We start from the raw sequence: 24,843 nt of genomic DNA on the forward strand, positions 1-24,843 counted from the left end.
TCGATCCGGTGTTTACCGGCTCCGGTTATGAGTCCGCTCATAAAGCTGGCGAACGATTGTGCTCGCAGTCTTCTCGAACAAAAATGGCAAAATTGCATGAATGAGTGCGGCGAAGGCTGCACAAAAAAGCTTGAATGAAAAGCGACCAGCAAAGGCCATATGCTGAAAATAGGTTTCGTCAACTGACTCTGGATGTTCAGTAAAGAGGCGTGTGATGCGAGTGGTCATTGGAAATACTCCCGTCAATGAGCAATTCGTTCCCTTTTGTCCGGTGCTCTAAAGCGCCTTACTAGAAAATCATTCTAGCAAAAGCAGACGAGATGAAATCTCAATTTATCCTTGATAATTGACATTTTATGAGACAATCATCCCAATATGAAACTCACTTTAGACGAAATTGACCGCAAAATCTTGGATGAATTGCAGATTGACGGCACTCTGTCCGTTGATTCTCTCTCCGAGCGCGTGCACCTGTCCCGCAATGCCTGCTGGCGACGGGTCAAGCGCATGGAAGACGCAGGGATAATCAAGGCGCGTGTCGCTCTGATTGATGCCGAGATGGCCGGTTGCGGCCTATCCGTCTTCATTCTGGTTCGCACATCGAGCCACGACCCCGATTGGCTTGGCAAGTTTCGCAGCGCCATGGCACGCTTTCCGGAAATCGTTGGCGTCTACCGCATGACCGGCGATCTCGACTATGTGCTCAAAGCGCGCGTTTCCGACGTCAAAGCCTATGACCGCCTCTATCAGCGATTGATTGCCAGTGTACCTCTATCGGATGTATCAGCGTCTTTCGTCATGGAGGAGATCAAGGAAACGACAGCCGTGCCGCTCGATACGATTTGAGTGCTGCGCGACCGTCACGCAACAGCAAGGACATCCAGATGAGCCGGTTTCACAATAAACGCATTCTGATCACAGGCGGAACGAGCGGCATGGGCTTGGCGGGTGCCCGCCGGATCATTGCTGAAGGCGGTCATGTTGTTCTGACCGGTATGAACAACGAACGAATTCACTCAGTCCGTCAGACGCTCGGTGAGAAGGCTGAAGTCATTCGCAATGACGCTGCCGATCCTGATGCAGCAAACAGTCTCGCTGAAGCGGTGAAAGCCATTGGTCCGCTTGATGGGCTTTGGCTGAATGCAGCCTTTGCTTCGCTGGGAGCGCCTGAAGACATCACGGCTGCGGATTTCGATGCCATGATGGCAACCAATGTTCGCGGGCCAATGCTCCAACTGGCCAGCCTTTCGCCATATCTCAATCAGGGCAGCTCGGTCGTCGTCACATCGTCCAGCTCAACCTATGAAGGCGCTGCAGCCACCAGTCTTTACGCTGCAACCAAAGGCGCGGTCATTGCCATGACACGCTCCTGGGCGTCCGCGCTCGCACCCCGTGGCATCAGGGCCAACGTCATCGTTCCCGGACCAATAGAAACGAATTTCCGGCATTTTCTGCCCGATGAGGCGCGAAGCGGATTTGAACGTTTTGTCGTCGATCAGGTGCCGCTCGGGCGTGCAGGTACGGCTGATGAAGCAGCAGCCGTGGCTCTTTTCCTGCTTTCTGATGACGCATCCTATGTTACCGGCAGTCAGTATGCTGTGGATGGCGGGCTCATTAAATACTGATCCATCAGCAAAAAGCATGATCCTGTGCCGCACTATCATTGCAAAACTGAAAATAGGCGGTACACCTTTCATGTGTTTTCACGTATGAGCGTCGCCAATTTAACTTCACGTAGGAAAGGCCCCCTCATGACAGCACCAACGCTCGGCATCATTCGCCTTGAACATGCGGAAGGCCTTGAACTCCCCGCTTACGAAACTTCCGGTTCGGCTGGCATGGATCTTCGAGCCGCCGTCGCCGAAGACCGCCAGATCGTACTTCTGCCGGGTCGCCGCACTCTGGTGCCAACCGGTCTCATCTTTGAAATCCCGGAAGGCTATGAAGTGCAGATCCGCCCTCGTTCGGGCTTGGCCTTCAAGAACGGCATCACCTGCCTCAACACGCCGGGCACAATCGATTCTGATTATCGTGGCGAAGTGAAGGTACTGCTCATCAACCTGAGTGACGACGATTTCCGCATCGAACGCGGTATGCGCATTGCACAGGCCGTCTTCGCGCCAGTCGTCCAGCCAAAGATCGAAGAGCGCTCACAGGTCAGCGAAACCGCACGCGGCGCTGGCGGCTTCGGTTCAACCGGCACAGCCTGATTAGGCAATCCAACCATTATGATAAAAAGCCGGAACCTCGTTCCGGCTTTTTTTTATATGCACTCTCTAAAGCGCCATTTCTAACAGAGCCCAAGCCTATGACCATTAGGCGCATGACAAATAATTAAGATGAATTCCTGAGTTGGTCGGCATAGATATCCGCAGAACACTATTTTTTATAATGAATTCTCAGGGGTTGCAGGGTGCTTAGATCCACCGATTCACAGGCCACGGGTCCAAAGACGACCGCATCAGGTAAACGCGCATCGCGTGGGCGTAACCGCTTGTGGGTCTGGCTGCCGATAGTGGCCATTGCCTTGGGCGCGGGCTGGTATTTCCTGAGTGGGCGGGAAGCCGGCAGCCAGAAAAGCACCTATCTGGCTGAAACCGTTGAACGCGGCAACATCGAAAACTCGATCACCGCAGTCGGCACGCTGAGCGCGCTGCGCAGCATCAATGTTGGCGCGCAGGTCTCGGGACAGCTGAAAAGCGTCAAAGTTGAGATCGGCGACGAGGTCAAGCAGGGCGATCTGATTGCCGAAATCGACCCATCACCGTTCGAAAAGAAGGTCGAGATTGCCAGCGCACAGCTCGATAATCTCAAGGCACAGCTTCTGAGCAAGCAGGCGCAGCTGACATTGAAAAAGTCCAATGCCGCTCGCCAGCGCTCACTGCTTGCGACCCGCAACGCATCGCAATCGACCATCGATCAGGCCGATGCCGATCTCGCCATGGCGGAAGCCGATGTGAAAGCCCTGAGCGCGCAAATCCGTCAACAGGAAGCACAGCTCGCCAGCGACAAGGTCGATCTCGGCTACACCAAGATCTACAGCCCGATGGTCGGCACCGTCGTCGATCAGAGCGCCAAGGAAGGCGAAACGCTCAACGCAGTGCAGAGCGCACCGACAGTTGTCACAGTCGCTGACCTCAAGGTCATGACCGTTGAAGCACAGGTTTCGGAAGCCGATATCAGCAAGTTGAAGCCCAATATGCCGGTCTACTTCACATTGCTCGGTCAACCAGACAAGCGCTTTACCGGAACTCTGCGTCAGATCAAGCCTACCCCGCAGACCGACAACAACGTCGTTCTCTACTACGCGCTGTTCGACGTTCCGAACCCAACCGGCGAACTCATGATCAATATGAGCGCACAGGTCTATTTTGTTCTCGACCACGCAGACAATGTGCTGATTATTCCAACTGCCGCGCTGAACCAGAAACGCGAAGGTACCGGCAAGCCACAAACGACCGTTCAGGTCGTGGATAAGAGCGGCGCAACCGCAGAACGCGTTGTGGAAATTGGCGTTCGTAATCGCGTGCAGGCAGAGGTTAAAAGCGGCCTTGAAGAAGGCGACAAGGTGGTCGTCACATCCGCATCTGCGACGGCAGGCTCAACCCAGCGCGGCCGCAGACCGGGCGGCATGTTCTTCTGATGAGCACCGCCATGAATGACGCTCCCCTCATCAGATTGCAGGATATCCGCAAAACCTATCACAATGGCGATTTAGCCGTTGAGGTGCTGCACGGGATAACGCTCGACATCAGGGCCGGTGAATTCGTCGCCATCAAGGGTGCGTCCGGCTCCGGCAAGTCAACACTGATGAACATTCTTGGCTGTCTGGACAGCCCCAGCGGTGGGCAATATCTGCTCGATGGCGAAGACGTATCAACGCTTGATGCAGATGAGTTGGCAGCACTACGCCGCCGCACTTTCGGCTTCGTCTTCCAGAGCTACAATCTGATAGCCACATCGACCGCGCAGGAAAATGTCGAGGTTCCGGCTATCTATGCGGGTATGCCTGCTGCAGAACGCCACGAACGCGCAGCCGAGCTTCTGGGATCGCTGAAACTGGGTGACCGGCTGGACCATCGACCCAATCAGCTTTCTGGCGGCCAGCAACAGCGCGTCTCGATTGCGCGCGCCTTGATGAATGGCGGACGCATCATTCTCGCCGATGAACCGACCGGTGCGCTCGATAGCCAGAGCGGTGAAGACGTCATGGCGCTTCTGCGTTCCATGCATGAGCAGGGTCATACGATCATCGTCATCACCCATGCGCGCGAAGTTGCGGAACGGGCTGACCGCCTGATTGAAATCCGCGATGGTCAAATCCTGTCCGACACCACCAAGCGTGAAATGCCGGATACTGATGCGCCTAAAACGCTGCAACAGATGACCCAAAGCGGCGCTGCTCATATCGCCGATATTTCTGAAGCGGTCAAAATGGCGATGCGTGCGCTGCGCGCCAATATTTTCCGCACGGTCCTGACACTGCTTGGCATCATCATCGGTGTTAGTTCGGTTGTCACCATGCTGGCAATCGGCACAGGAGCGCAGAACTCCATTCTGGATCGCATCAATGCGATGGGCACCGACCTTGTTCTCATTCGACCGTCGATGCCGGGCTTTCGGGGTTCTGGCTCCGTCGCAACACTTGTCCCGGCCGATGCCGATGCAATCCTGCAATTGCCCAATGTGAAGACAGCTGTCCCGGAAGTGACCGGCAGCGTCACCTTGCGGCGTGGCAATGTTGATTATCAATCGCAGGCCAATGGCACGGTTGCAGCTTTCTCTGAAGCCAAGTCGTGGAAAGTTACAACGGGTGACTTCATCACCGAACATGACATGGAAACCTATACGCCGGTTGCCGTGCTTGGCTCGACTGTGGTCAAAACCCTGTTCCCTGATGGCTCGAACCCGATCGGCCAATATATCCTGATCCAGAAAATACCGTTTCAGGTGATCGGCACTCTGGAATCAAAAGGAGCAGGTTTCGGCGGTTCCGATCAGGATGACGTGGTTATCGTCCCGCTCTCAACCGGCAATCTCCGGCTCTTTGGGCAGAAATATGTCCGCACCATCACGGTTCAGGTCAAAGATCCCGATCTGATCGACACGACACAGGACCAAATTCAGGAGCTTCTTGACCAGCGTCATAAGCAACGCGACACGATGATTACCAACATGTCGTCCATTCGTGACGATGCGGCAGCCATGGGCAGTACGCTCACACTGTTTCTGGGATCGGTGGCAGCAATATCGCTGCTGGTCGGCGGCATTGGCGTGATGAATATCATGCTTGTAAGCGTAACCGAACGCACCCGCGAAATCGGTGTCCGCATGGCAACAGGCGCGCGCCGGCGCGACATTCTGCTCCAGTTCATCACCGAGGCTCTTACTGTCTCTGCGATTGGCGGTGCGTTTGGCGTAATACTGGGTGTTGGTGCAGCAACCCTCATATCGCTTGCAGGCGTATCGGTAGCCTTCAGCGCGGGACCTGTATTGCTTGCATTCACCTGTGCGTTCGCGACAGGTCTGGTATTTGGCTTCCTGCCAGCCCGCAAGGCTTCACGGCTGTTACCGGCAGTGGCACTGTCGTCTGAATAAAACCAACTGCATCCGGAACGTAAAAAGCCGGTCTGGACACAGACCGGCGTTTTTATTGAGATATTGCGTTGCTTACTTGAAAAGCAATGGCAGAGTAATCGGCATACGCGCTTTCGCCATTGCTGCAGGAGGTGCAGGAACCGGAGAGGCGCGGCGCGCGGCTTCCAGTGCCATCTGATCCACAGTTGGATCGCCCGATGACCCCGCAAGGCGTGCAGACAGCACGTTGCCCGACGGATCGATGACGAAAGTAACCTGCACCAGCCCCTTGGAATTTCTGCTCGCCTTACGCTGCAAGAACCGTACATTACGCGCCATATGGGCTTGCAGCTTGGATGTCCACTTGGCGGAGCTCACACCGGCTGAGGCATTATTCTCACCACGGCGATTGGCAGCAGCCCTGGCGCCGTTATCGGCATCCATACGCGGAGCGCTGGCCTGTCTGGTTTCCTTGGCTTTTTCAGCCTTTTTGGGCTTGGGTTTTTCAACCTTCTGCACCGGCTTAGGCTTTTCAGGCTTAGGCTTTTCAACTTTCTTTTCAGGCTTTGGTTCAGGCTTTTCAATCGGCAGCGGCACGGCCACTTCCGGCTTGGGCGCTTCAACCACATCCGGAACAACTTCTTCAGGTTCCTGAACAGGTTCTGGCTCAGGCTCCGGTTCCGGTTCCTTGATTTCTTCAGGTACAGGCTCAGGCTCGACCTGCTCTTCAGGCTCGGCAGCGGTTTCCTGCTGCGGTGCTTCTGATACCTGCTCTTCCATCGGCGCTTCGGGCTCGGGAGCAAGCTCAATCACCATCGCGGCGACCTGCGCGCCATCCGGCTGGTCTTCATCCCTGGTCATATGCACGGCATAAGCACCAGCCGCATGAACGCTGAGCACGATAATGCCTGCACCAAGCCAACGCCCTGCATCATGCCAAAAGGAATGATGATGGCTATCAGCCGACGCCACATTCTTTATTGGGGGATGTTCGGGCGGAAGCCTGCTCATTTTACTGCGCTCCCTGCGTCGCTGGAGCTTGTGTAGCGGGCGCTTGCGTAGCGGGAGCCGAACCATCGGGCGTCGTCGCTCCGAGTGTTTCAAGGCCTACCAGCGCAATCTTGAGATAGCCTGCTTCACGCAACAGGTTCATCACACGCATCAACTCGCCATAGCCGACATTTTTGTCGGCGCGCAGGAAGACGCGTGCTTCCTTGTTCTTTTCGGATACGACGTCGAGTTTTGGTCCAAGACCTTCACGAACCACAGTGTCGTTGCCAACGCTGATGCTGAGATCTTCTTTCAGCGTCACATAAATCGGCTTGTCAGGGCGCGGCGCAGGTGTTGCGCTCGATGCAGGCAAGTCCACATTGATGTCAACCGTTGCCAGTGGTGCGGCAACCATGAAGATGATCAGCAGAACCAGCATGACGTCGATAAACGGCGTCACGTTGATTTCATGGTTCAGCTCCAGATCGTCGCCGCCGCCTTCGCGAATTTTGCCAGCCATATTGCTTACTCCGCAGCGTGTAGCTTGCCTTCAGACACACCAGCTGTTCTGAAGTCGAGATCACGGCTTACGAGGCGTTCAACGCCTGCCCCGGCATCAGCCAGCAGCGAGCGATAACCGGTGATGGCGCGGGCAAACACGTTATAGATCACAACAGCCGGGATAGCGGCAACGAGGCCAATAGCTGTTGCCAGCAGCGCCTCAGCGATACCAGGGGCAACAACTGCAAGGTTGGTGGTCTGCGCCTGGCTGATGCCGATGAACGAGTTCATGATGCCCCAAACAGTACCGAACAGGCCGACGAAAGGCGCGACCGAGCCGATGGTTGCAAGAACGCCCGTACCTTTGGAAAGGCGGCGGCCAGCCTTAGCTTCAATTCGCGACAGACGCGAAGAAACACGCTCTTTAAGTCCTTCGCCACCGGCGCGAGCCAGAGCAGGACCGGAGAGTCGCACTTCGTCCTCCGCCGCACGCACGAGGATTGCAGCAGGTCCTTTCGCACCTTCAAGCGAGCGAACTGCGTCTGACAGCGTTGCAGAATGTCCGATGATCTTCAAAGCGCGCTTGGCACGGCTGCGTGCGCCAGCCAGTTCGAGCGACTTGGCAACCCAGACGGTCCAGGTTGCAAGCGATGCAAGAGCAAGGCCGATCATGACCGACTTGACCACCCAGTCAGCCGCCATAAACATGCCCCAAGGCGACAGATCGTGTGGCAGTACAAATGCAGGCGCTTCTGCTGCAGGCGCAATTGGCTGCGCTGCTTCTGGCGCTGGCTGCTGTGCGGCGGCTGGTTCAGTCGCAGGCGCCGGATTGGCGGCAGGAGTCTGCGATGCAGGTTCCTGAGCAGCTGGCGCGGGGGTTGCAGGCGCTGGAGTTGCAGGCTCTTGCGCTGCAGGCGCTGGTGCCGGATTGGTCGGCGCTGGCGTTGTTGGCTCGTTTGCAGCGGGCGCTGCTGGTGCAGGAGCTGTTGGCGCAGGACTGGTCGCAGCCGGATTATTGGTTGCAGGTTCAGACGCGCTTTGCGCAAGTGCAGAACCCGCAAATGCCAGCAGCCCCACGCCCATCGCCGCAGCCGTGAAGCCTTTTCGCCAGAAACCAGTCATTTTGATCGCCTTTTGATTGTTCAGGTCCGAGCGCGCATAACAGATGGTCCATGCAGACCGTTGCGCCGCTTGTTGGGCCTTTTCTTACCTCTCATTAACATGATGATGCAAGTCATGTTTTGAATTTAGTGACAATTTCCCGCAGTCAGGAACCCAAAATCTAGGTAGAGCACGTAAGAAATACCTATTGCATAAAAACTTCAAATCAGACGTGATATAGATAAGACGGACAGACCTGACATTTCTCATGAATTGCACGGGTTTGCGTGAGGCTTGTGGAGGACATGCCAATGATGCTCAAGGATATTCAGGTGCTCGAACATGCAGCACGCACAGCCATGGCAGGCAATGAAGATCCAATGCCTGTGCAGCAGCGCCTGCTCAAGCCAGCGCATTACGGTCTTGCAGTCATCACGATCCTCGGTGCTGCTTACCTGCTCTTCGCTTGATTAAAGCATTTCCAGCAAAAGTGCGAAGCGGTTTTGCGTCGGATAATGCTTAGAAACAAAAAGATAGAGCGGTTTCAATGGTTCCTATTAAATGGAACCACTCTCAGTGAGCGCATCTGACGATATTTACCATGACTGATAGAAGGTCGTGCATTGAGTTGCTGTTGCGCCTCTTTGCATGCAACCATTGGGCCTGACCAACGTTATATTGGCTGAACAACAGATGTTGCAGACCAGTGATCGAACAGGAGGCCTGATATGGCGCGCGGAACAACCAATACGCGTAAGATTGAGGAAAAGATCGAAGAAGCACTGACCGATTCGACAACCGAAGACCTTCAGGCTCAGGTCGAACAGCTCAAAGAAGATATCGCAGCCATTGCTGCAACCCTGGCAAATCTCGGCACGCAGACGGTTCGCGACGCCAAGCGCACGGCCAAGGAAACCTATAAAAGCGCATATCATCAGAGCGAAGATGTTGTCGGCGACTTGAAGAACAAAGCGCAGGACGTCGAAGCACAGCTTACTGAAACCATCCGCGAACGCCCGATTGCATCGATAGCGACAGCACTTGGCGTCGGCTATCTTCTTGCGCTCCTCTCGCGCCGCTGATCCGCGCCATGCTGAAACTTCTCGCGCCAGTCGTGGCATCCCTTGCCGGTGAAGAGTTGAAGCTCCTCACCGGACGCGCCAAGCGCGCCGCTATTTTCGGTGCGGCAATCGCTGTCTTCGGCCTTATCGCGGTGGTGTTTCTTTGTGTTGCTGCTTTTCTGGCGCTTGCAGAAAATTACGGTGGCCCGATTGCAGCGCTCATTCTGGCGGGCTTGTCGCTGATCCTCGCTCTGCTCATTCTCGCAGTTCTGAAAATTCAGGCTGCAGCTGAGGAGAAGAAGCGCAAACAACGCATCGAAGCAGATAAGTCGGCTTTGATGGCCACTGCAGCCATCGCAACTGTGCCTTCGATTTTGAAACGGCCGATTTTGGCAGTCGCATTACCACTTGCAGGTATTGCTTTGGTTAGTCTGCTTTCAGACAAAAAGAAGCGCAAATAATATGCGGACGGCTATGGTCGATAATAGCCATAGCCGTCTTCTTCATTGCTAATCAATTTTACTTTGCTGCGTCTTCAGATTTCACATTTGCGAGGGATGCGAGCCGCACGATGACGCGCGTACCTGAGCCGTTCTCAGCCAAAGCATAGACCGGCTTTTCGCCAAACTGCATACAGAGCTGCTCGACAACCAGCGTTCCGAGACCCGTCTGTTCCTTAACATCCGCCGTGCTGTTCTTCTGCCAGCCCACGCCGTTATCCTCTACGATCAGCGCAGGGGGTCCGGTATCGTCATCCAGCGTGAAGCTTACGGAAATCTCACCTTCGGAACGACCCTTGAAGGCGTGCTTGACGGCATTGGTTATAAGCTCACCCAAAATGATGCCGATGGTGGTGACATCTCGCGCCTTCAGATCAAGCGGTGCAAAATCCGTATGGAAGCTGATCTTGCGGTCCTCGCCAATGGCATTGCGAATATCTTCGATAACAGTCTCGAGGAATTCATCGACACGGGTCGATTCCATATCTTCGCCAAGCCTTAGCCTGCGATGCGCCGTCGAAACGGTCTGAACTCGGTCGCGTGCGGCAGACAGCGCAGCGCGTGCTTCTTCGCTCTGTGTCTGGCGCAATTGCAGCCCAAGCAGTGACGACACTGTTGCCAGCGAATTGCCGATGCGATGATTGGAATCCTGCAACAAAATCTCGACGCGCTTGCGCTCGTGTTCAGCGATGGCGCGTTCCTGTTCCAGTTCCATCGTCCGTTCTCTCACACGCTCTTCAAGAAGCTCCTTCTCCGAGCGCAACACAGTCTGCCCTTCAATGAGGGCACGCGCTGTACGCTGAACGCGTGTGAAAAGCAAAAAGCCCAGCATGACAGCCGATATCAGCGCAACGATCGACGCAGCGGTCATCCAGTAGCGCATCCGATCAATATGCGCGTTGCGTTCAGCCAATTCACGTTCTTCGATATCGATAAACTGGGAAACGGTATCTGAGAGCTGGTCCATGAGGATTTTGCCCTCATCACCCCTCACCTTGTTGATCGCCTCCTGCACCTTACCGGCCTTGGCAAGATTAATCGTTTCACGCACGTCATCATGCGCGCGCTCGACCAGCGCTTTTATCTTTCGAACACGAGCATCCTGTTGTGGATTGTCCTGCGTCAGCGCCGCAAGATCGGACATGGTCTGATCGATGTTCACGATAGAGCGCTGATACAGTTCAAGATAGGTATCATCGAGCGTCAGAAGATAGCCGCGCCGGCTCATCTCGATGTTATAAGCAATTCTGGTCACGCGTCCGACCTGCTCACGCAGTTCGAAATTCTTCGATATATCAACGACCTGACTGTTAACGCCGGAGGAAAGAAACAGCGTTATCAATGCCGAAAGCAAAACCAGACTGAGCGACACGATAAGAGCAATCGGTCGCCATGACGGCTTAATAACACGGTTTGAAAAGGCTGCTGGCAAAGGTCGGTCCACGATAAATCTAATAGAGCATTTCCTGCTTTGATTGGATCATTGAAAATGCTCGATCCGTTTGTTTTTACGCGCATCTTGCTCCGAAAACCGCGTCGCACTTTTCGGAATGCGCTTTAAGTTTTGGCCTCGCGTTTCACGCATCCCTATCTGGTCCGCACGTCAACGTTTTGAAGCTGCAAACCAGCGCCAGAGAGCGTGAACGTTCTCTGGCGCTGGTTTAGTTAACAAATATTAGTAAGGCGAAATCTTCAAGTCGATAAAGCCTACAGCATAATTCCTCAAACTTGAATCAGTTTAAGGTAAAATTATGCTGTAAATATAGGTGTTAGAGCGACCTTTGTGCGCCCAAGAGGGCGCACGGCGCTCTAGTGGCCGTTTTTAGTTCCAACATTTGCTCAGCGCATGCACCGCTGGATGCAAATATTGAAGTCAGACGACGACTGTCAGGCAAAACTTCTCAAAGTTACGCGAGAGGAATCGGCATCAGGACCATAATCGCCATCGCCTTCGATCTTCAAAATCTCTTGCAGACGCGTACGGGCGCGGCTCACACGGCTCTTAATTGTGCCAACAGCACATCCGCAAATCTCTGCCGCTTCCTCATAGGCAAAGCCAGATGCGCCAATCAGAATAATGGCTTCGCGCTGGTCATCCGGCAACTGTTCAAGAGCTGCCTTGAAATCCTGCAGATCAAGCGTGCCATATTGGGAAGGATGCACTGCAAGCTGTTCGCTGAAGATACCATCCGTGTCTTGCACTTCGCGACCACGCTTACGCATCTGCGTGTAGAATTCATTGCGCAGAATTGTAAACAGCCAAGCCTTCATGTTGGTGCCCAACTCGAAAGAATCCTGCTTGGCCCAGGCTTTCATGATTGTGTCCTGAACGAGATCGTCGGCGCGGTCATGCTTACCGATCAACGATACTGCAAACGCGCGCAAGCTCGGCAAGGACGCGAGCAGTTCGCGCTTGAACTGCGCCAACTCCTCAGCCGACGGAACCAGTGTTCTGCTCACGCATACTCTCCTGTTCAACCTGATCGAGTTTTTCCAGCAAATCCAGAAAACGATCCGGAATGGTCTCGTCCTGTATCGAAGTATAAAGCGCTTTTAGTTTGAGACCCACTTCGCAGTTCGGACCCAAAATGTCCTTCCGGACGCGCCCGTTAAGCCGTAACCCAGCCCCGTTCGCATGAAGGTTTTTCTTTTCAGTCATCTCTAATTAAATCCAGGCATCAAGCCATGTTCCACTGTTACCAAGCCCCTGCTCGACAGCCTAAATGCACCCGATCTCAAAAAGTTCCCTAATTTATCGCATCTGCATGGAACTTTTTTAAATCCGTGGCGTTTTGAGTACCATAATGCCGCGCTCTATAACATTCTCCAGAAACTTTCGGGTTTCAGCGGTGTATGTAGAAAAACAAGAATTGCGGCAGTGAGGAGTCTCAGAATCATGACGTTATCGACGCGTATTGCGCCGCACCTTCCCTATCTTCGCCGTTTTTCGCGCGCCCTCACCGGGTCGCAGGCTTCGGGTGATGCATATGTAGCAGCCACATTGGAAGCCCTGATCGCAGATATAAGCATTTTCCCGCAGGCCTCCGCGGACCGGATCGCGCTTTATCGACTTTTCTGCAATCTTTACAAAACGGCCTCTGTTCAAATTCCGGAACCTGCTTCCGAGTTTGCTTGGGAAAAACAGGCAGCGCGCAATCTCTCACATATTGCCCCCTTGCCGCGACAGGCATTTCTTCTCGTCGCAGTCGAAGGTTTCAACGATCGTGAAGCAGCCGAAATTCTCGAACTCGAAGATGGTGAGTTCGGGCGAATTCTTGCAGCAGCTTCCACCGAAATCTCGAAGCAGGTTGCAACCCGCATCATGATTATCGAAGACGAGCCGCTCATCGCCATGGATATCGAGCAGATGGTGGAGAGCCTCGGCCATGAGGTCGTGGGTATTGCACGCACCAAAGATGAAGCGCTTGAGCTTTATCGCAAAGAAAAGCCGCGCATGGTTCTCGCCGACATCCAGCTTGCCGACGGCAGTTCGGGTATCGATGCAGTCAACGAAATTTTGCAGGACGATACCGTTCCCGTGATCTTCATCACGGCCTTCCCCGAACGCCTCCTGACGGGAGAACGACCAGAGCCGACGTTCCTGGTGACGAAGCCATTTAACCCGGACATGGTCAAAGCGCTCATAAGCCAGGCTCTGTTCTTTGAGGAAGCTGCGCAGGTTGCTGCGTAAAGTTTCTGCACATAGAGCGACCTTTGTGCTGTAGCCGGTAAGTTAGCCCCCCTGTAAAGATCCGCTCTTTTCAGGGGGATTGGCTTTAAAGCGCATAGCGAAAGACCTGAATTCGCTTTCTCATAGCTGCGCACGAGGCAAATAACCATCCGTTTGAAAAAGCGTGATTTTTTTGGGGGCGGGACCTGTAAATTGTCTATTTCGAGGAACCAAAAGCATAGATCGAACGTTTCTCTTTCAATCAGTGAAGAGGAGATTCAAAATGCTTTATTACGCTCTCGTTTTTCTCGTCGTAGCTCTGGTAGCAGGTGCTCTGGGCTTCGGTGGTATCGCCGGTGCTTCAGCAGGTATCGCTCAGATTCTGTTCTTCGTATTCCTTGCCCTGTTGGTCGTATCTCTGATCGCATCGGCCATCCGCAAGGCGTAATAGACAGAAATCTGCTTACAGGCGGGGGGCGCTATATCGCCTTCCATAAGTCCAAAGAACCATCGCGCCGTTGTATGGCCTCAAACAACGGCGCGATTATTGGTTTTCATAACAAATCAAAACCTTTGAGCACTATGACAGTCAGCATCCATCCTAACACAATGCCGAGTGTCGTTCATTTTTCCAGTACGAGCTTTTATAAATCACCAGTCAATTTTGATTCTAAAACGGGCGGCAGTTGAGGCATTCATGGCAGCATCACACCAATCCCTCAAAGACACAGAGCCCGATGCTTCACGTTTGCGCGCACTGCTGAGAGCTGTCCGTAACAGCAATGTTTGCGTTCTGTATCAGACGCCCGACCTTTTCTATGCCTGGGGTGAAAATATTCCCTCCTACTGGCAGGAAAAATGGAGAGTTGGCGGTCAGGATTGCGATTTCATTTTCTCAACCTCTATGTCCCGGCTCGATCACGCCAAACGCACGGCGTTGGAAAGTGGAACCGCACAGAATGTCGAGCTCGCCATCAACGACGGCGACAAGCTGCGCTGGATAGAATTTCACATCGACTGCGATCGTGATTCTGAAGGCAATGTGCTCGGTCTTGTTACGACCGCACTTGAGATCAGCGAAATGAAACGCCGTGAGCAGGTGTTGAAAACACTGCTCCGCGAAGTCAGTCACCGCTCCAAGAATCTGCTCGCCATCGTGCAAAGCATTGCGAGCCAGACTGCTCGCTTCACCGATTCTGTTGATGATTTCCTTCTCAAGTTTCGCGGCCGCATACAGTCCCTCTCCTATTCACAGGACCTGGTGACGGATTCCAATTGGCACGGAGCGTTGTTTCTCGACCTCGTTCATTCGCAGATCGAGAAATATATCGACATCAATGATGACCGCCTGACTGTCGAAAGTGATAATCCCTATCTCTTCCCGGGCGCGGCTTTGCATGTCGGCTTGGCGCTGCATGAACTGATTATCAATGCGACCTCTTTTGGCGGCCTCTCTATCCCTTACGGTCGCGTGGTGATTTCTGCAAAAATCCACCGCTCCGAAAAAGGCGATGAAGAACTCGTCATCCATTGGGAAGAAACCAATCCGGCCATGCCAGAGGTTTATAATCATGACCCGCGCTTTGGCAGTGCAGTCCTGCAACGGATCGTGCCAGCAGCAGTCGGCGGCAAGGCAGATTACCGCGTCGATGGCGCAGGTGCCGTCTATTCTCTGACAGTGCCAGCCGAACAGTTCGATTCCTGAGCTGCATATTTTAAACATCAATTATACCAAGGCGGCTCAAGATGCTGACGTATCACGCCTGGAACAAGTTCAGTTGCCACTTGAGCTTGAACAAAACTCCATGAGTCATACTCGTGGAGTTTTTGCATTAACGCGCATCCCGGAAAGGGTGAAACGCGCTCTACAGCATAATTCCTTAAACTTGAATCAGTTTAAGGAATTATGCTGTAAATTTAGAGTGTTAGAGAGACCTTTATGCGCCCGAGAGGGCGCATGGCGCTCTAAAGCTGGATAAAAGAGAAGCCGTTATGGTCCTCACCACAACGGCTTTTCTTTGAATATGCGGAACGCCAGCTGCATAAACGGGGGCGTCTGCGCGGCATTCTCGCTGCCCACTTCATACGGGGAGATTGAAGCGGGCGATGAAGACCACTTGCGGGGCGGGTTGTGGTCTTCATATGCAAAACGCCGATGAGCGATTTTAGTTCCGTTAGGATTTTATTTTTTTACAATAAAGTTCGAGACGGTGATGAACGATCTCATAACCGAGCGTGCGGGCGATTTCTTCCTGCAGTTTTTCGATCTTGTCGGAGCGAAATTCGACGACCTCGCCACTGTCCATATCGATGATATGGTCATGATGGGCGCCACTCGCCTGTTCAAAGCGCGACGGCCCGCCAGCAAAAGCATGACGATGAATTGCGCCGCGCTCTTCCAGCAGCTTCATTGTCCGATAGACGGTCGAAAGCGAAATGCTGGTATCGATCTCGACCGCGCGCCGAAAAATCTCAAGCGCATCCGGATGGTCTTCCGTTTCGGTCAAAATATTGAGAATGATGCGGCGTGGCCGTGTAATTCGGACCCCAGCCTGCCGTAGCTCATACTCATAATCGGGTTTTTTGTGCGATTCACTCATAGCGCGATTATGCACCTCCCGAGCGCCAGTTGCAAATTTTCGCAACTGGCATTGGAACATCTCCCCAGACCATTTATCGATCACGCCTGCTGAGGAACCCTTTTCATCGTGTAATCACAGATAGACGAGGGGCGAAAGGCTCAGAACCAGCCCTAGGAAAGCAACAGAGCTGCGCCAGTAAAACAGGCCCCAAAGACCAAAAAGGATCCCTACCGGCGCCGTATAAACACAGAAAATGACGAGGTAGCCGTCGCTACCCACGCCGAAGAAGACGATGTAATAGAAAATGAATGCCGTCACGGCCCCAAAAATCAGGGATATGATCGCCGAGAAGCACCAATTCCGCTTTCTGACAGATTTCGATTGGTTCATGCCCGGCCAGTTCCTCGATTAAGTTCCTGAGCAGAACAAAATATAACGGCACGCCGGCAACATCAGCGGCTAAGGGGCACCCATCCGGAAGTACGTGCCAGCCGCAGTGCCAAAGCCACCTGATGTTGTCTCATCGCAGAACGGTGTCGGAACATTGAGCGTAGCCCCGTCGAGACGCAACACCAGAGGGCCACCATCACCTTTGAATTCAGCCTCACTGGCTGATTTCTGCTCAAGTGCACCACTGAAGCTGCATACCCAGGTGCCGTTTGCCTGATCGGCAACATCAAGGCTCACGGTGAGCTTTCCGGATTGGTCCTTCTCGACATTAATGACGCCCCAGGCATTGCTCCATTTGCCTTCAAGCGAAGTGTTGTCGACAACCGAAACCCAGTTCAGGAACTCTGCGCGCATCTCTGTCCGGTCATGCAAGCCGGTCAGTCTGTTGTCCAGATTGGACAGATTGCTTTCAAATGCTTCAGACCGGGTCTTGATAAAGGCGGCCTGATCGTTGCGAAGCGCTGTCTTCAAGGCCGGGCTGGATCTTTCAAGCAGTGCAGAATAGGCCAGCGACATCGCGCGATCCGCTTCGGCAATATCCGGCTTGGAGCAAATTGCTTTTTCCGTTGCGCTCGAAGCTTTACCACAGTCGAACCCGGCCTGAGCCAGTGCCGGAACCTGCAAGGGTGCGTAAATTCCCAAAGCGGCGCTTAAGATAAAGGCGTATTTCGTAAGACGCATTTTTTCACTCTCAGTATTCTAGCGGTTCGACTTGTGTCGGCCTGTCTTTAATCGGGAGTAGATTTGTCGCAAACATTATCAGTTACTTATTTCATTAAGCGACGTTGAGATGGAATGCTAGAGACATCAGGCATCTCAAAAAGTGCGCGTGCATGTTTGCCACAAATTGACGTCATATCAATTTGCAAGTCGATCGATTTGATTGAAGTTGTTGAAATGATTGGTACGCCCAAGGGGAATCGAACCCCTGTTTGCGCCGTGAGAGGGCGCCGTCCTAACCGCTAGACGATGGGCGCGGAGCAAAAGCTACTGCCGATATAAGCCTGAAAAGGCCCGAGTGCAATCAAGAGCACAATAATATGCTAAAATTGAAAAAGGCGGCATCGCTGCCGCCCTCAATCTCATCGATTACTCGACATTGCCGAGTTTAATACGGCCAACGATGCGAGATTCGCGATAGTCGTAAACGATAATTTCCGTGCCGCCATCCGGCAGCAATGTTTCCAGCGAAAGCTGCTGACCAGAAAGGCTCTGTGACAACAGGCGTGTGCCCGGTGCAAGTTCGATCTGCGATTCGATCAACTTGACTGGTTCCGGCTGAGGGGGTGCAATTGCAGCCTGTCCTGGAATGTCGGAACGGGCAGCTTCGGTCTCTGTTGCGTCCGGAGCACGATTGATCTTGTAGACAACTGCGACAAGCACAGCCATAAGACCAATCAACATAACACCGATGGAAACCGCAAGCAGACGGATCATCTTGCGACGGACTTTCTCCATCGCTGGATCAAGCGGGGGTTCCGGCTGTTGCTCTTCCGGATAATAGCCCTGCTGATAGTCCTGATATCCGGAATCCTGCTGATTCTGATATCGGGGATAGTGTGGATCCTGCATTAAATGACTCCGGTTCATGCACCCGCGTGGGCGCGTGATAACGAAGGGAAGAGACAATTGAAAGAACTAATTGCCGACCTCGATGCTGCAGGCAAAAGATTAGACCAGTGGCTGGCCGCAGCATTGGGGCCGGAACTCTCCCGCAGTCGCGTCCAGTCCCTGATTGCTGATGGCCATGTGACCATCGATGATGTCCCTGCCAGTGGTGCAAAGCAAAAGCTGCGCGAAGGTATGAAGATTACCGTCGTGCTGCCAGAGCCTGAACCTGCCGACCCGCAAGGCGAAAACATCCCGTTGGATATTCTCTATGAAGACGATGATCTCATCGTCATCAACAAGCCCGCAGGCCTGGTTGTCCATCCGGGCAACGGCAACTGGACGGGAACGCTCGTCAATGCCCTCATATATCATTGTGGCGATAGCTTGTCCGGCATCGGAGGAATCCGTCGTCCGGGCATCGTTCACCGTCTCGACAAGGATACCAGTGGCGTCATGGTCGTTGCCAAGAACGACCATTCCCATCGGCATTTAAGCGAGCAGTTTGCCGATCATGGCCGTACCGGCGATCTGGAACGCGCCTATCTCGCGCTTGTCTGGGGCATGACCGAGCGTCCGCAGGGCTATATCGACGCCCATCTTGGCCGTTCGCATCGCGACCGCACCAAACAGGCAGTCGTCAACGAAGAACGTGAAGATGCGCGCCATGCCATCACACACTATTCGACGATTGAAAAATTTGCCCCGCAAGAAGATGCGACAGCCTTAGCCTCGCTCGTCGAATGCCGCCTTGAGACCGGACGCACCCACCAGATCCGCGTCCACATGGCTCATATCGGCCATCCTCTCGTCGGCGACATGGATTATGGCAGCGCATACAAGACCAAGGCAAACAAGTTGCCTGAGCCCTTGAAAAACGCGGTTCAGGGTTTCCATCGTCAGGCGCTACATGCCTTTTTGCTGGCATTCGCCCATCCGACAACGGAAGAAATCATGCGTTTTGAAGCGGATGTACCCGAAGATATGGAGCAGCTTCTGGAAAATTTCCGCCAGCACTCTATATAATACTGATAAATCTAGCAGTTTCACACTGCATGAAACGACCTGTAAAAATTGCATTTTCAGGGCGGAAACACGGTATCTTAAAAGGTTGCAGCCCATTTGGTGCAGCCCTTTAAGCTTGGGCAACTGTTCACATTCTAGTGACACATTGTTTCATGAGGTTAAGGATCGTGTTTTCGCCAAAATCATACCTATATATGTAAGCTCACGATGGAAGTGCAGGAGGCAGCCAGCGTGACAGGTTCGCCAAAAGGGAGCCTGAAATTATAAAGGAGGGTGCTCTATGGCCCAGGTTAATCTCCCAAGCATCACATCCGGTGACGGTGGCCTAACCCGTTATCTGGAAGAAATTCGCCGCTTTCCAATGCTTCAGCCGCAGGAAGAATACATGCTGGCGAAGCGCTATCACGAGCACACTGATCCGAAAGCCGCACACAAGCTGGTGACCAGCCATCTTCGCCTCGTCGCGAAGATTGCAATGGGCTATCGCGGTTATGGCTTGCCAATTGGCGAAGTCATCTCCGAAGGCAATGTCGGTCTCATGCAGGCAGTCAAGCGCTTCGAGCCGGAACGCGGCTTCCGCCTGGCCACATATGCGATGTGGTGGATCAAGGCTTCGATCCAGGAATATATCCTGCGTTCGTGGAGCCTTGTGAAGATGGGTACGACTGCCAACCAGAAGCGCCTGTTCTTCAATCTGCGCAAGATGAAGAGCAAGATTCAGGCGCTGGACGATGGCGATCTCAACCCGGATCAGGTCAAGCAGATTGCGACCAAGCTGAAGGTTAGCGAAGACGAAGTGGTGTCCATGAACCGCCGTCTGTCGGGTGACGCTTCGCTCAATGCGCCACTGCGCGCAAGCGAAGGTGAATCGGGCGAATGGCAGGATTGGCTCGTTGACGATAGCAGCAGCCAGGAACAGGTTCTGATCGAGCAGGACGAACTGGAAAGCCGCCGCTCGCTGCTTGAACAGGCCATGGACACGCTCAACGAACGTGAACGTCGCATCTTTGAAGCCCGCCGCCTTTCGGAAGACCCAATGACGCTGGAAGATCTTTCCGGCGAGTTTGGCATCAGCCGTGAACGCGTGCGCCAGATCGAAGTGCGTGCCTTTGAAAAAGTACAGGCTGCCGTCAAGGCTGCAGCTTTCAAACAGCAGAAGGCGTTGAACCATGTCGAGGAAGCTCACGCCTGAAACTGATAATTTTCAGACCCTTCTACTGCCGCAAAGTGGGAAACCGTTTTGCGGCAGTTTGCTTTTGAAATGTATCAAGAAAAACAAAGTCTGATTTTCATACAGGATCGGGTTTCGATCCGCCTAAGCATCATTCGATGCAACCTGTCATCCAACCGATAAAAAACCGTCAAATAACTGTAATGGAATGGCTTTAGGCAACGTGACGTGTTTCACCGAAGCCTGAAGGTCTCCCAATGAAAAAGCTCCTGCTTGCTGCAACGCTCGCTCTTACTGCTGCCACTGCTGTATCTGCGTCTGAATATGTCTCTTATCTGGACTATCCTCAGAAAGAGCAGGACGGAAAAGAATTCTTCACTGCCATTGAAATCCCACAGGGCAGCTTCACCAAATACGAAATCAACGACAAGACCGGCCACATCATCGTCGATCGCTATCAGTCGATGCCAGTCGTCTATCCGGCCAATTACGGCTCGATCACCAGCACGCTTGCAGGCGACGGTGATCCGCTCGACGCGCTCGTCTACACCCGCGAACCAATCGTTCCAGGCGCAATCATCAAGGTTCGCCCAATCGGCGTTCTTAAGATGATCGATGGCGGCGAGACCGACGATAAGATCGTCGCTGTCCCTACCTCGAAGATCGACCCGACCTACGACAACATCAAGGAAATTGCTGATTTGCCAAAGATCGAGCAGCAGCGCCTTGAAGCTTTCTTCCGCGTTTACAAGCAGCTGCCTGAAGGCCGCAAGTCCGTTGAACTCGGAGGCTTCGATACTGCTGAAACCGCAGCAAACGAAGTAGCCAAGGCGATCAAGGCTTTCTCTGAAAAGAAATAATCAAGCGTATATCGCTGAAACGAAAAGGCCGCTCAAAGCGGCCTTTTTTATTTCGTCTCGTTTAGCTTGCGCCCAGAACGTCGTTGAAGACTTTCTCGCCCGGAACACCTTTTTCAAGGCTGATCAGTGCGCGACGGCCATTGCGATAGGAAATCGGAATATCGATCCACTGCAAACGACGCATCAGCGAAAGATTGGTGTCCTGTGCAGTCTTTGCGTCATTAAGCCAGATAATGAAGAAATTATCCGCAATCTTGGAAGGAACTGCAATCAGCGGATTGCCAGCTGCCTGTTCCGTATCTTTGAACGTTATACGCTGCACATTATCGACGGCACCGCCGGCAAAATTATCTGGAACGGTGAAGACCATTTCGATCAGATGGCTCGCTGGAATCGACTGATCCGTATTTTTGCGGACCGTCATTTTCAGCTCAACCTTGCTGTCAGGCATGGTCACGCTGGCGCGAATAGCTGGGGCTGCAGGTTCACCCTCACTCGGGCTTTCCTGAATTTCCGACCAGACGACATTGCCGCGTTCAACAGAACCTGATTCCGTGCCGCCACGTTCTTCATAAAGCAGCGCCTGCTGGCCAACGGCCACGGCCTGCTGAGGCTGCTGCTGATTCTGGGTATTGGTTTGTTCGGCACCAGGCGTTGAAGCCGCGGTCGACTTGCCTTCACCCAAACCGTTCTGACCGCCCGATGGACCGTCATCGACTTCGCTGCCATCCGGCATCAGACGCTGCGTCATCTTCTGTTCTTCAGGCGTTGACGGCTGCTGACCGGTTTGTGTCTCGCCCGTCTGCGGCTGTTCAGAGCCTGCAGTCTGTCCCGCCGGAGGCGTTTGCCCGTCCGGCTGTTGCGCTGTACCGCTATCGCCGCTTGCCGGTGCGTCGCTGCGACCAAGGCTTGATGACAGCTCCTGAAGCTTGTCCTTGTTTGCCCAAACGCCATAGCCTGCGCCACCAAGAGCGAGTACAGCAATAAGACCGATGATTAGCCCCTTGTAGGAACGCTTTTCCTTCGGGCTGCTGCGTTCGGTATATTCACCGCGACGTGCAAAGGCCTTCTCGTCTGCGCGATTCTGGTCGCGTTCCACTCCCCAGTCATCGCGACGACCGGGCTGAACCTGCGATGCTTCATCTTCTTTGTCATGGTCATCATCCGAGTAGCGGGGCTCGGTTGCAATCTGCGGTTCGCGATCTGCATAAGAAGATGTGTTTGCCGCACGCGTTGATTCGTGCAGAAAATCTTCCAACGGATCGGTCTGGGGTTCTTCAAAAGCCGGTTGGGAAGCTGGAGGCGCATAAAAGGCCTCAACTTCTTCAATAGCGTCTTCGAGGATTTTGCGCTGGCGAACAGCGACAACTTGCGAGGCATTCGCCGTCACAAGCTTCTGTTCAATCGTCGCGCGTGCCTTTGCATAGACACGCTGCCGCAGTTCAGGCGATTTGTCTGCCTGCGCATCGATTGTCTTTTTCAGAACCGCTACAAAATCCGCCATGCCGTTTTACCCAGTTTCCGCGAGTTCGAAATGCAGTAAATGTCTCAATAATCACAATAATCGATGGAAAGCAAAGGTTGCGGCAACGATTAAGTGAACGCTTTCAAAATGATCGCGAAAAAACCTTAAAAAAATACCCGGTCCGCCATGATGACAAACCGGGTGTTTTATTTTTGCAGAACCGAAGTTCAGATCAATCAATCCTGAAATGGATCGGTAACGAGGATCGTGTCTTCGCGTTCAGGGCTCGTCGAAAGCATTGCAACCGGCGCGCCGATCAGCTCTTCGATGTGGCGGACATATTTGACAGCCTGCGCTGGAAGATCGTTCCACGAACGTGCACCAGCTGTCGTTTCCGACCAGCCCGGCAGCGTTTCATAGATCGGCTTCACGCGGGCCTGCGCACCCATCGAGGATGGCAGATAGTCGATGCGCTTGCCATCAAGCTCATAGGCCACGCAGATCTTGATTTCTTCAAGACCGTCGAGAACATCAAGCTTGGTCAGTGCAATACCGGTGATGCCCGAAGTGCGAACCGTCTGGCGAACGATAACGGCATCGAACCAGCCGCAACGACGCTTACGACCCGTCACCACGCCAAATTCATGGCCCTTGGTGCCAAGGAACTCGCCGATTTCATCGTTGAGTTCGGTCGGGAACGGACCTTCACCAACGCGAGTGGTGTAAGCCTTGGTAATGCCGAGAACATAACCGATTGCTGTCGGACCAAGACCCGAACCGGCAGCTGCCTGACCGGCAACAGTGTTGGACGAGGTGACGAACGGATAGGTGCCGTGGTCGTTATCAAGAAGCGCGCCCTGTGCACCTTCGAAAAGGATGCGGTCGCCAGCCTTGCGGCGTTCGTCGAGAACGCGCCAGACCTGATCGATATAAGGGAGAATCTTGTCTGCAACCGAGGTCAGCTCTTCAAGAATGGTCGCAACCGCGATTTCCTCAAGGCCCATGCCGCGACGCAGCAGGTTGTGGTGAGCAAGCAGACGCTCAACCTTTGGCTCTAAGGTGTCTGGTTCGGTCAGATCGATGACGCGGATCGCACGACGGCCAACCTTGTCTTCATATGCTGGGCCGATACCACGCTTGGTGGTGCCGATCTTGAGGCCTTCGGTAGCGCCTTCACGCATCGCATCCAATTCGCGATGAACGGACAGAATAAGCGGTGCGTTTTCTGCAATACGCAGAACTTCAGGGGTGATTTCGATGCCCTGGCCGCGCAGCTTTTCGACTTCCATGACGAAATGATGCGGGTCAACCACAACACCATTGCCGATCACGCTCAGTTTGCCGCGTACAAGGCCGGATGGCAGAAGCGAAAGCTTGTAGCTGACGCCATCGATGACAAGTGTATGACCCGCGTTATGACCGCCCTGATAGCGCACGATCACATCGGCGCGCTCGGACAACCAGTCCACGATCTTTCCCTTGCCTTCGTCGCCCCATTGCGACCCGACGACAACTACATTCGCCATTGAGAAAACTCCTCGGTACGGCATCTCAGCCGTAAATATAGCCCAAGGATCGCAAGCAAACCCCGTCAATGAAACGCGGGGTGCTGATCCCTCGTCTCTATACAGACTCAATCCCGCTTGCGCGACTCTTTCATGCAGAAAATGCGAATATTTTCACCAAAACGTGGAAAAGCGGCTCGCAAAACGTGGAAAACCATGGCTAAGAGGTGTCAGGAATATGGCGATTTAGCGGCAAAACGCTTTTTAGCCGGCGCGGACCATATAGAGCGCCTCGTCCGAATAGCCTTTCAGCTTTTCTTCGAGTGCGGTCACATCACGGGTAACAAAGCCCTTTTTCTCCCAGAATCCCTGAGAACCATTAACGGCAACAAGAGCCATGGTGACGAAACCATCCCGCTCTGCCTGAGCAGCCATCAGTTCGACCACACGCGATGCCTGCCCGCCTGAGCGGACCACCGGCAAAAGTGCGATGTCGTGAATATAATAGGTGCTGGTTTCCTTCGGCAGCTCACCGAGAATCGAATTCAAGGCAGGCACCGAATCGAGTTGCCATGGATGGCTGATGCCGTAACCGAGAATTTCGCTGCCATTGGCCAGTACAAAACAACCGGCCGGATAGACTTTGAAGCGGTCCCGGAAGACCGCCTCATCCTCGAAGAAGTCGGGGTGAACGACATTGGCCACGGCTGTTACGCGCGCTATGTCCTGCGCTTGCATTCGCCGCCATTCTGCCTGTTCAATCCCGTCTGTCATGT

General features: G+C 53.6%; 28 protein-coding genes and 1 tRNA gene. 14 read left to right on the plus strand and 15 right to left on the minus strand.

Annotation, left to right across the window (positions count from 1 at the left end):
- Positions 1 to 12: 12 nt before the first annotated feature.
- Positions 13 to 228, minus strand: coding sequence for a DUF6356 family protein (locus CEV34_RS04200; protein WP_007876511.1), 216 nt, complete (start codon positions 226 to 228; stop codon positions 13 to 15).
- Between the two features lie 147 nt (positions 229 to 375).
- Between CEV34_RS04200 and CEV34_RS04205 the strand changes: the two genes are divergently transcribed.
- The 5 genes from CEV34_RS04205 (at position 376) to CEV34_RS04225 (ending at position 5,598) form a co-directional block, all read left to right on the plus strand.
- Positions 376 to 846 carry an Lrp/AsnC family transcriptional regulator gene (locus tag CEV34_RS04205; protein ID WP_007876512.1) on the plus strand — a complete coding sequence of 157 codons (471 nt, stop codon included), beginning with the start codon at positions 376 to 378 and terminating at the stop codon, positions 844 to 846.
- A gap of 38 nt (positions 847 to 884) precedes the next feature.
- Positions 885 to 1,625, plus strand: coding sequence for an SDR family oxidoreductase (locus tag CEV34_RS04210; RefSeq protein ID WP_007876513.1), 741 nt, complete (start codon positions 885 to 887; stop codon positions 1,623 to 1,625).
- A 126-nt stretch (positions 1,626 to 1,751) separates the two neighbouring features.
- Positions 1,752 to 2,210, plus strand: coding sequence for a dUTP diphosphatase (gene dut / locus CEV34_RS04215; protein ID WP_007876514.1), 459 nt, complete (start codon positions 1,752 to 1,754; stop codon positions 2,208 to 2,210).
- Positions 2,211 to 2,413: 203 nt separating this feature from the next.
- Entirely contained in the window at positions 2,414 to 3,643 is a 1,230-nt protein-coding gene (locus tag CEV34_RS04220) for an efflux RND transporter periplasmic adaptor subunit (protein WP_094543313.1), read from the plus strand.
- A complete protein-coding gene (locus CEV34_RS04225; RefSeq protein WP_007876516.1) occupies positions 3,643 to 5,598 on the plus strand; it encodes a MacB family efflux pump subunit in 1,956 nt (651 codons plus the stop codon). The genes CEV34_RS04220 and CEV34_RS04225 overlap by 1 nt, the downstream gene beginning before the upstream one ends.
- A gap of 72 nt (positions 5,599 to 5,670) precedes the next feature.
- Here CEV34_RS04225 and CEV34_RS04230 read toward each other — a convergent pair whose 3' ends face one another.
- From CEV34_RS04230 to exbB, 3 genes are read right to left on the minus strand one after another with little or no spacing between them, the layout of a single operon-like run.
- A complete protein-coding gene (locus CEV34_RS04230) occupies positions 5,671 to 6,588 on the minus strand; it encodes an energy transducer TonB family protein (protein WP_007876517.1) in 918 nt (305 codons plus the stop codon).
- Position 6,589: 1 nt separating this feature from the next.
- A complete protein-coding gene (gene exbD, locus CEV34_RS04235) occupies positions 6,590 to 7,087 on the minus strand; it encodes a TonB system transport protein ExbD (protein WP_007876518.1) in 498 nt (165 codons plus the stop codon).
- A 5-nt stretch (positions 7,088 to 7,092) separates the two neighbouring features.
- The gene (exbB, locus tag CEV34_RS04240) at positions 7,093 to 8,190 is read right to left on the minus strand and encodes a tonB-system energizer ExbB (RefSeq protein ID WP_007876519.1); all 1,098 of its coding nucleotides are present in this window, start codon (positions 8,188 to 8,190) and stop codon (positions 7,093 to 7,095) included.
- Positions 8,191 to 8,480: 290 nt separating this feature from the next.
- Here exbB and CEV34_RS26945 point away from each other — a divergent pair, with 290 nt between their 5' ends.
- From CEV34_RS26945 to CEV34_RS04250, 3 genes are all read left to right on the plus strand, one after another.
- Positions 8,481 to 8,639 (plus strand): hypothetical protein, encoded by a 159-nt coding sequence (locus CEV34_RS26945; RefSeq protein WP_007876521.1) that lies wholly within the window; start codon positions 8,481 to 8,483, stop codon positions 8,637 to 8,639.
- Positions 8,640 to 8,897: 258 nt separating this feature from the next.
- Positions 8,898 to 9,251 (plus strand): ElaB/YgaM/YqjD family protein, encoded by a 354-nt coding sequence (locus CEV34_RS04245; protein WP_007876524.1) that lies wholly within the window; start codon positions 8,898 to 8,900, stop codon positions 9,249 to 9,251.
- An 8-nt stretch (positions 9,252 to 9,259) separates the two neighbouring features.
- Complete coding sequence (locus CEV34_RS04250) at positions 9,260 to 9,691, plus strand: phage holin family protein (protein WP_007876533.1); 432 nt, start codon at positions 9,260 to 9,262, stop codon at positions 9,689 to 9,691.
- A 58-nt stretch (positions 9,692 to 9,749) separates the two neighbouring features.
- Here CEV34_RS04250 and CEV34_RS04255 read toward each other — a convergent pair whose 3' ends face one another.
- From CEV34_RS04255 to CEV34_RS04265, 3 genes are all read right to left on the minus strand, one after another.
- Positions 9,750 to 11,162, minus strand: a complete 1,413-nt coding sequence (locus tag CEV34_RS04255) for a sensor histidine kinase (RefSeq protein WP_039860142.1) — start codon at positions 11,160 to 11,162, stop codon at positions 9,750 to 9,752.
- A gap of 455 nt (positions 11,163 to 11,617) precedes the next feature.
- A complete protein-coding gene (locus CEV34_RS04260; protein ID WP_007876535.1) occupies positions 11,618 to 12,190 on the minus strand; it encodes an RNA polymerase sigma factor in 573 nt (190 codons plus the stop codon).
- Positions 12,162 to 12,389 (minus strand): NepR family anti-sigma factor, encoded by a 228-nt coding sequence (locus CEV34_RS04265; protein ID WP_007876536.1) that lies wholly within the window; start codon positions 12,387 to 12,389, stop codon positions 12,162 to 12,164. Before CEV34_RS04265 ends, CEV34_RS04260 begins: the two co-directional genes overlap by 29 nt.
- 237 nt (positions 12,390 to 12,626) lie before the next feature.
- On the opposite strand from CEV34_RS04265, the gene CEV34_RS04270 reads away from it, so the two are divergent.
- From CEV34_RS04270 to CEV34_RS04280, 3 genes are all read left to right on the plus strand, one after another.
- Positions 12,627 to 13,421, plus strand: a complete 795-nt coding sequence (locus CEV34_RS04270; RefSeq protein ID WP_007876537.1) for a response regulator — start codon at positions 12,627 to 12,629, stop codon at positions 13,419 to 13,421.
- Between the two features lie 262 nt (positions 13,422 to 13,683).
- Entirely contained in the window at positions 13,684 to 13,848 is a 165-nt protein-coding gene (locus tag CEV34_RS04275) for a DUF1328 domain-containing protein (protein WP_007876538.1), read from the plus strand.
- A gap of 249 nt (positions 13,849 to 14,097) precedes the next feature.
- Entirely contained in the window at positions 14,098 to 15,105 is a 1,008-nt protein-coding gene (locus CEV34_RS04280) for a sensor histidine kinase (protein WP_007876539.1), read from the plus strand.
- A gap of 469 nt (positions 15,106 to 15,574) precedes the next feature.
- Here the strand turns inward: CEV34_RS04280 and CEV34_RS04285 are convergent, their stop codons facing one another.
- The 5 genes from CEV34_RS04285 to CEV34_RS04305 all read right to left on the minus strand — a co-directional run bounded on the left by CEV34_RS04285 (position 15,575) and on the right by CEV34_RS04305 (position 18,004).
- Entirely contained in the window at positions 15,575 to 16,000 is a 426-nt protein-coding gene (locus CEV34_RS04285) for a transcriptional repressor (protein WP_007876540.1), read from the minus strand.
- Positions 16,001 to 16,114: 114 nt separating this feature from the next.
- On the minus strand, positions 16,115 to 16,372 hold the full coding sequence (locus tag CEV34_RS04290) for a hypothetical protein (protein ID WP_039860144.1): 258 nt from the start codon (positions 16,370 to 16,372) through the stop codon (positions 16,115 to 16,117).
- A 69-nt stretch (positions 16,373 to 16,441) separates the two neighbouring features.
- Positions 16,442 to 17,113, minus strand: coding sequence for a lysozyme inhibitor LprI family protein (locus CEV34_RS04295; RefSeq protein ID WP_007876542.1), 672 nt, complete (start codon positions 17,111 to 17,113; stop codon positions 16,442 to 16,444).
- Positions 17,114 to 17,334: 221 nt separating this feature from the next.
- Positions 17,335 to 17,409: transfer RNA gene (locus tag CEV34_RS04300), tRNA-Glu, on the minus strand.
- Positions 17,410 to 17,521: 112 nt separating this feature from the next.
- Positions 17,522 to 18,004, minus strand: coding sequence for a hypothetical protein (locus CEV34_RS04305; protein WP_007876543.1), 483 nt, complete (start codon positions 18,002 to 18,004; stop codon positions 17,522 to 17,524).
- Between the two features lie 3 nt (positions 18,005 to 18,007).
- Here CEV34_RS04305 and CEV34_RS04310 point away from each other — a divergent pair, with 3 nt between their 5' ends.
- From CEV34_RS04310 to CEV34_RS04320, 3 genes are all read left to right on the plus strand, one after another.
- A complete protein-coding gene (locus tag CEV34_RS04310; protein WP_171380031.1) occupies positions 18,008 to 19,066 on the plus strand; it encodes an RluA family pseudouridine synthase in 1,059 nt (352 codons plus the stop codon).
- Between the two features lie 280 nt (positions 19,067 to 19,346).
- Positions 19,347 to 20,258: an RNA polymerase sigma factor RpoH gene (gene rpoH, locus CEV34_RS04315; RefSeq protein WP_007876548.1), complete on the plus strand. Its 912-nt coding sequence runs from the start codon at positions 19,347 to 19,349 to the stop codon at positions 20,256 to 20,258.
- Positions 20,259 to 20,494: 236 nt separating this feature from the next.
- Complete coding sequence (locus CEV34_RS04320; RefSeq protein ID WP_007876549.1) at positions 20,495 to 21,097, plus strand: inorganic diphosphatase; 603 nt, start codon at positions 20,495 to 20,497, stop codon at positions 21,095 to 21,097.
- Between the two features lie 61 nt (positions 21,098 to 21,158).
- On the opposite strand, the gene CEV34_RS04325 is transcribed toward CEV34_RS04320, so the two are convergent.
- The 3 genes from CEV34_RS04325 to CEV34_RS04335 all read right to left on the minus strand — a co-directional run bounded on the left by CEV34_RS04325 (position 21,159) and on the right by CEV34_RS04335 (position 24,841).
- Complete coding sequence (locus CEV34_RS04325; protein ID WP_094543314.1) at positions 21,159 to 22,601, minus strand: transcriptional regulator; 1,443 nt, start codon at positions 22,599 to 22,601, stop codon at positions 21,159 to 21,161.
- A gap of 197 nt (positions 22,602 to 22,798) precedes the next feature.
- On the minus strand, positions 22,799 to 24,088 hold the full coding sequence (locus CEV34_RS04330) for an adenylosuccinate synthase (RefSeq protein ID WP_007876553.1): 1,290 nt from the start codon (positions 24,086 to 24,088) through the stop codon (positions 22,799 to 22,801).
- A 243-nt stretch (positions 24,089 to 24,331) separates the two neighbouring features.
- Positions 24,332 to 24,841, minus strand: a complete 510-nt coding sequence (locus CEV34_RS04335; protein ID WP_007876556.1) for a GNAT family N-acetyltransferase — start codon at positions 24,839 to 24,841, stop codon at positions 24,332 to 24,334.
- Positions 24,842 to 24,843 lie beyond the last annotated feature (2 nt).

Source organism: Brucella pseudogrignonensis, from assembly GCF_002252525.1.
GTDB classification, from domain to species: Bacteria; Pseudomonadota; Alphaproteobacteria; order Rhizobiales; family Rhizobiaceae; genus Brucella; species Brucella pseudogrignonensis.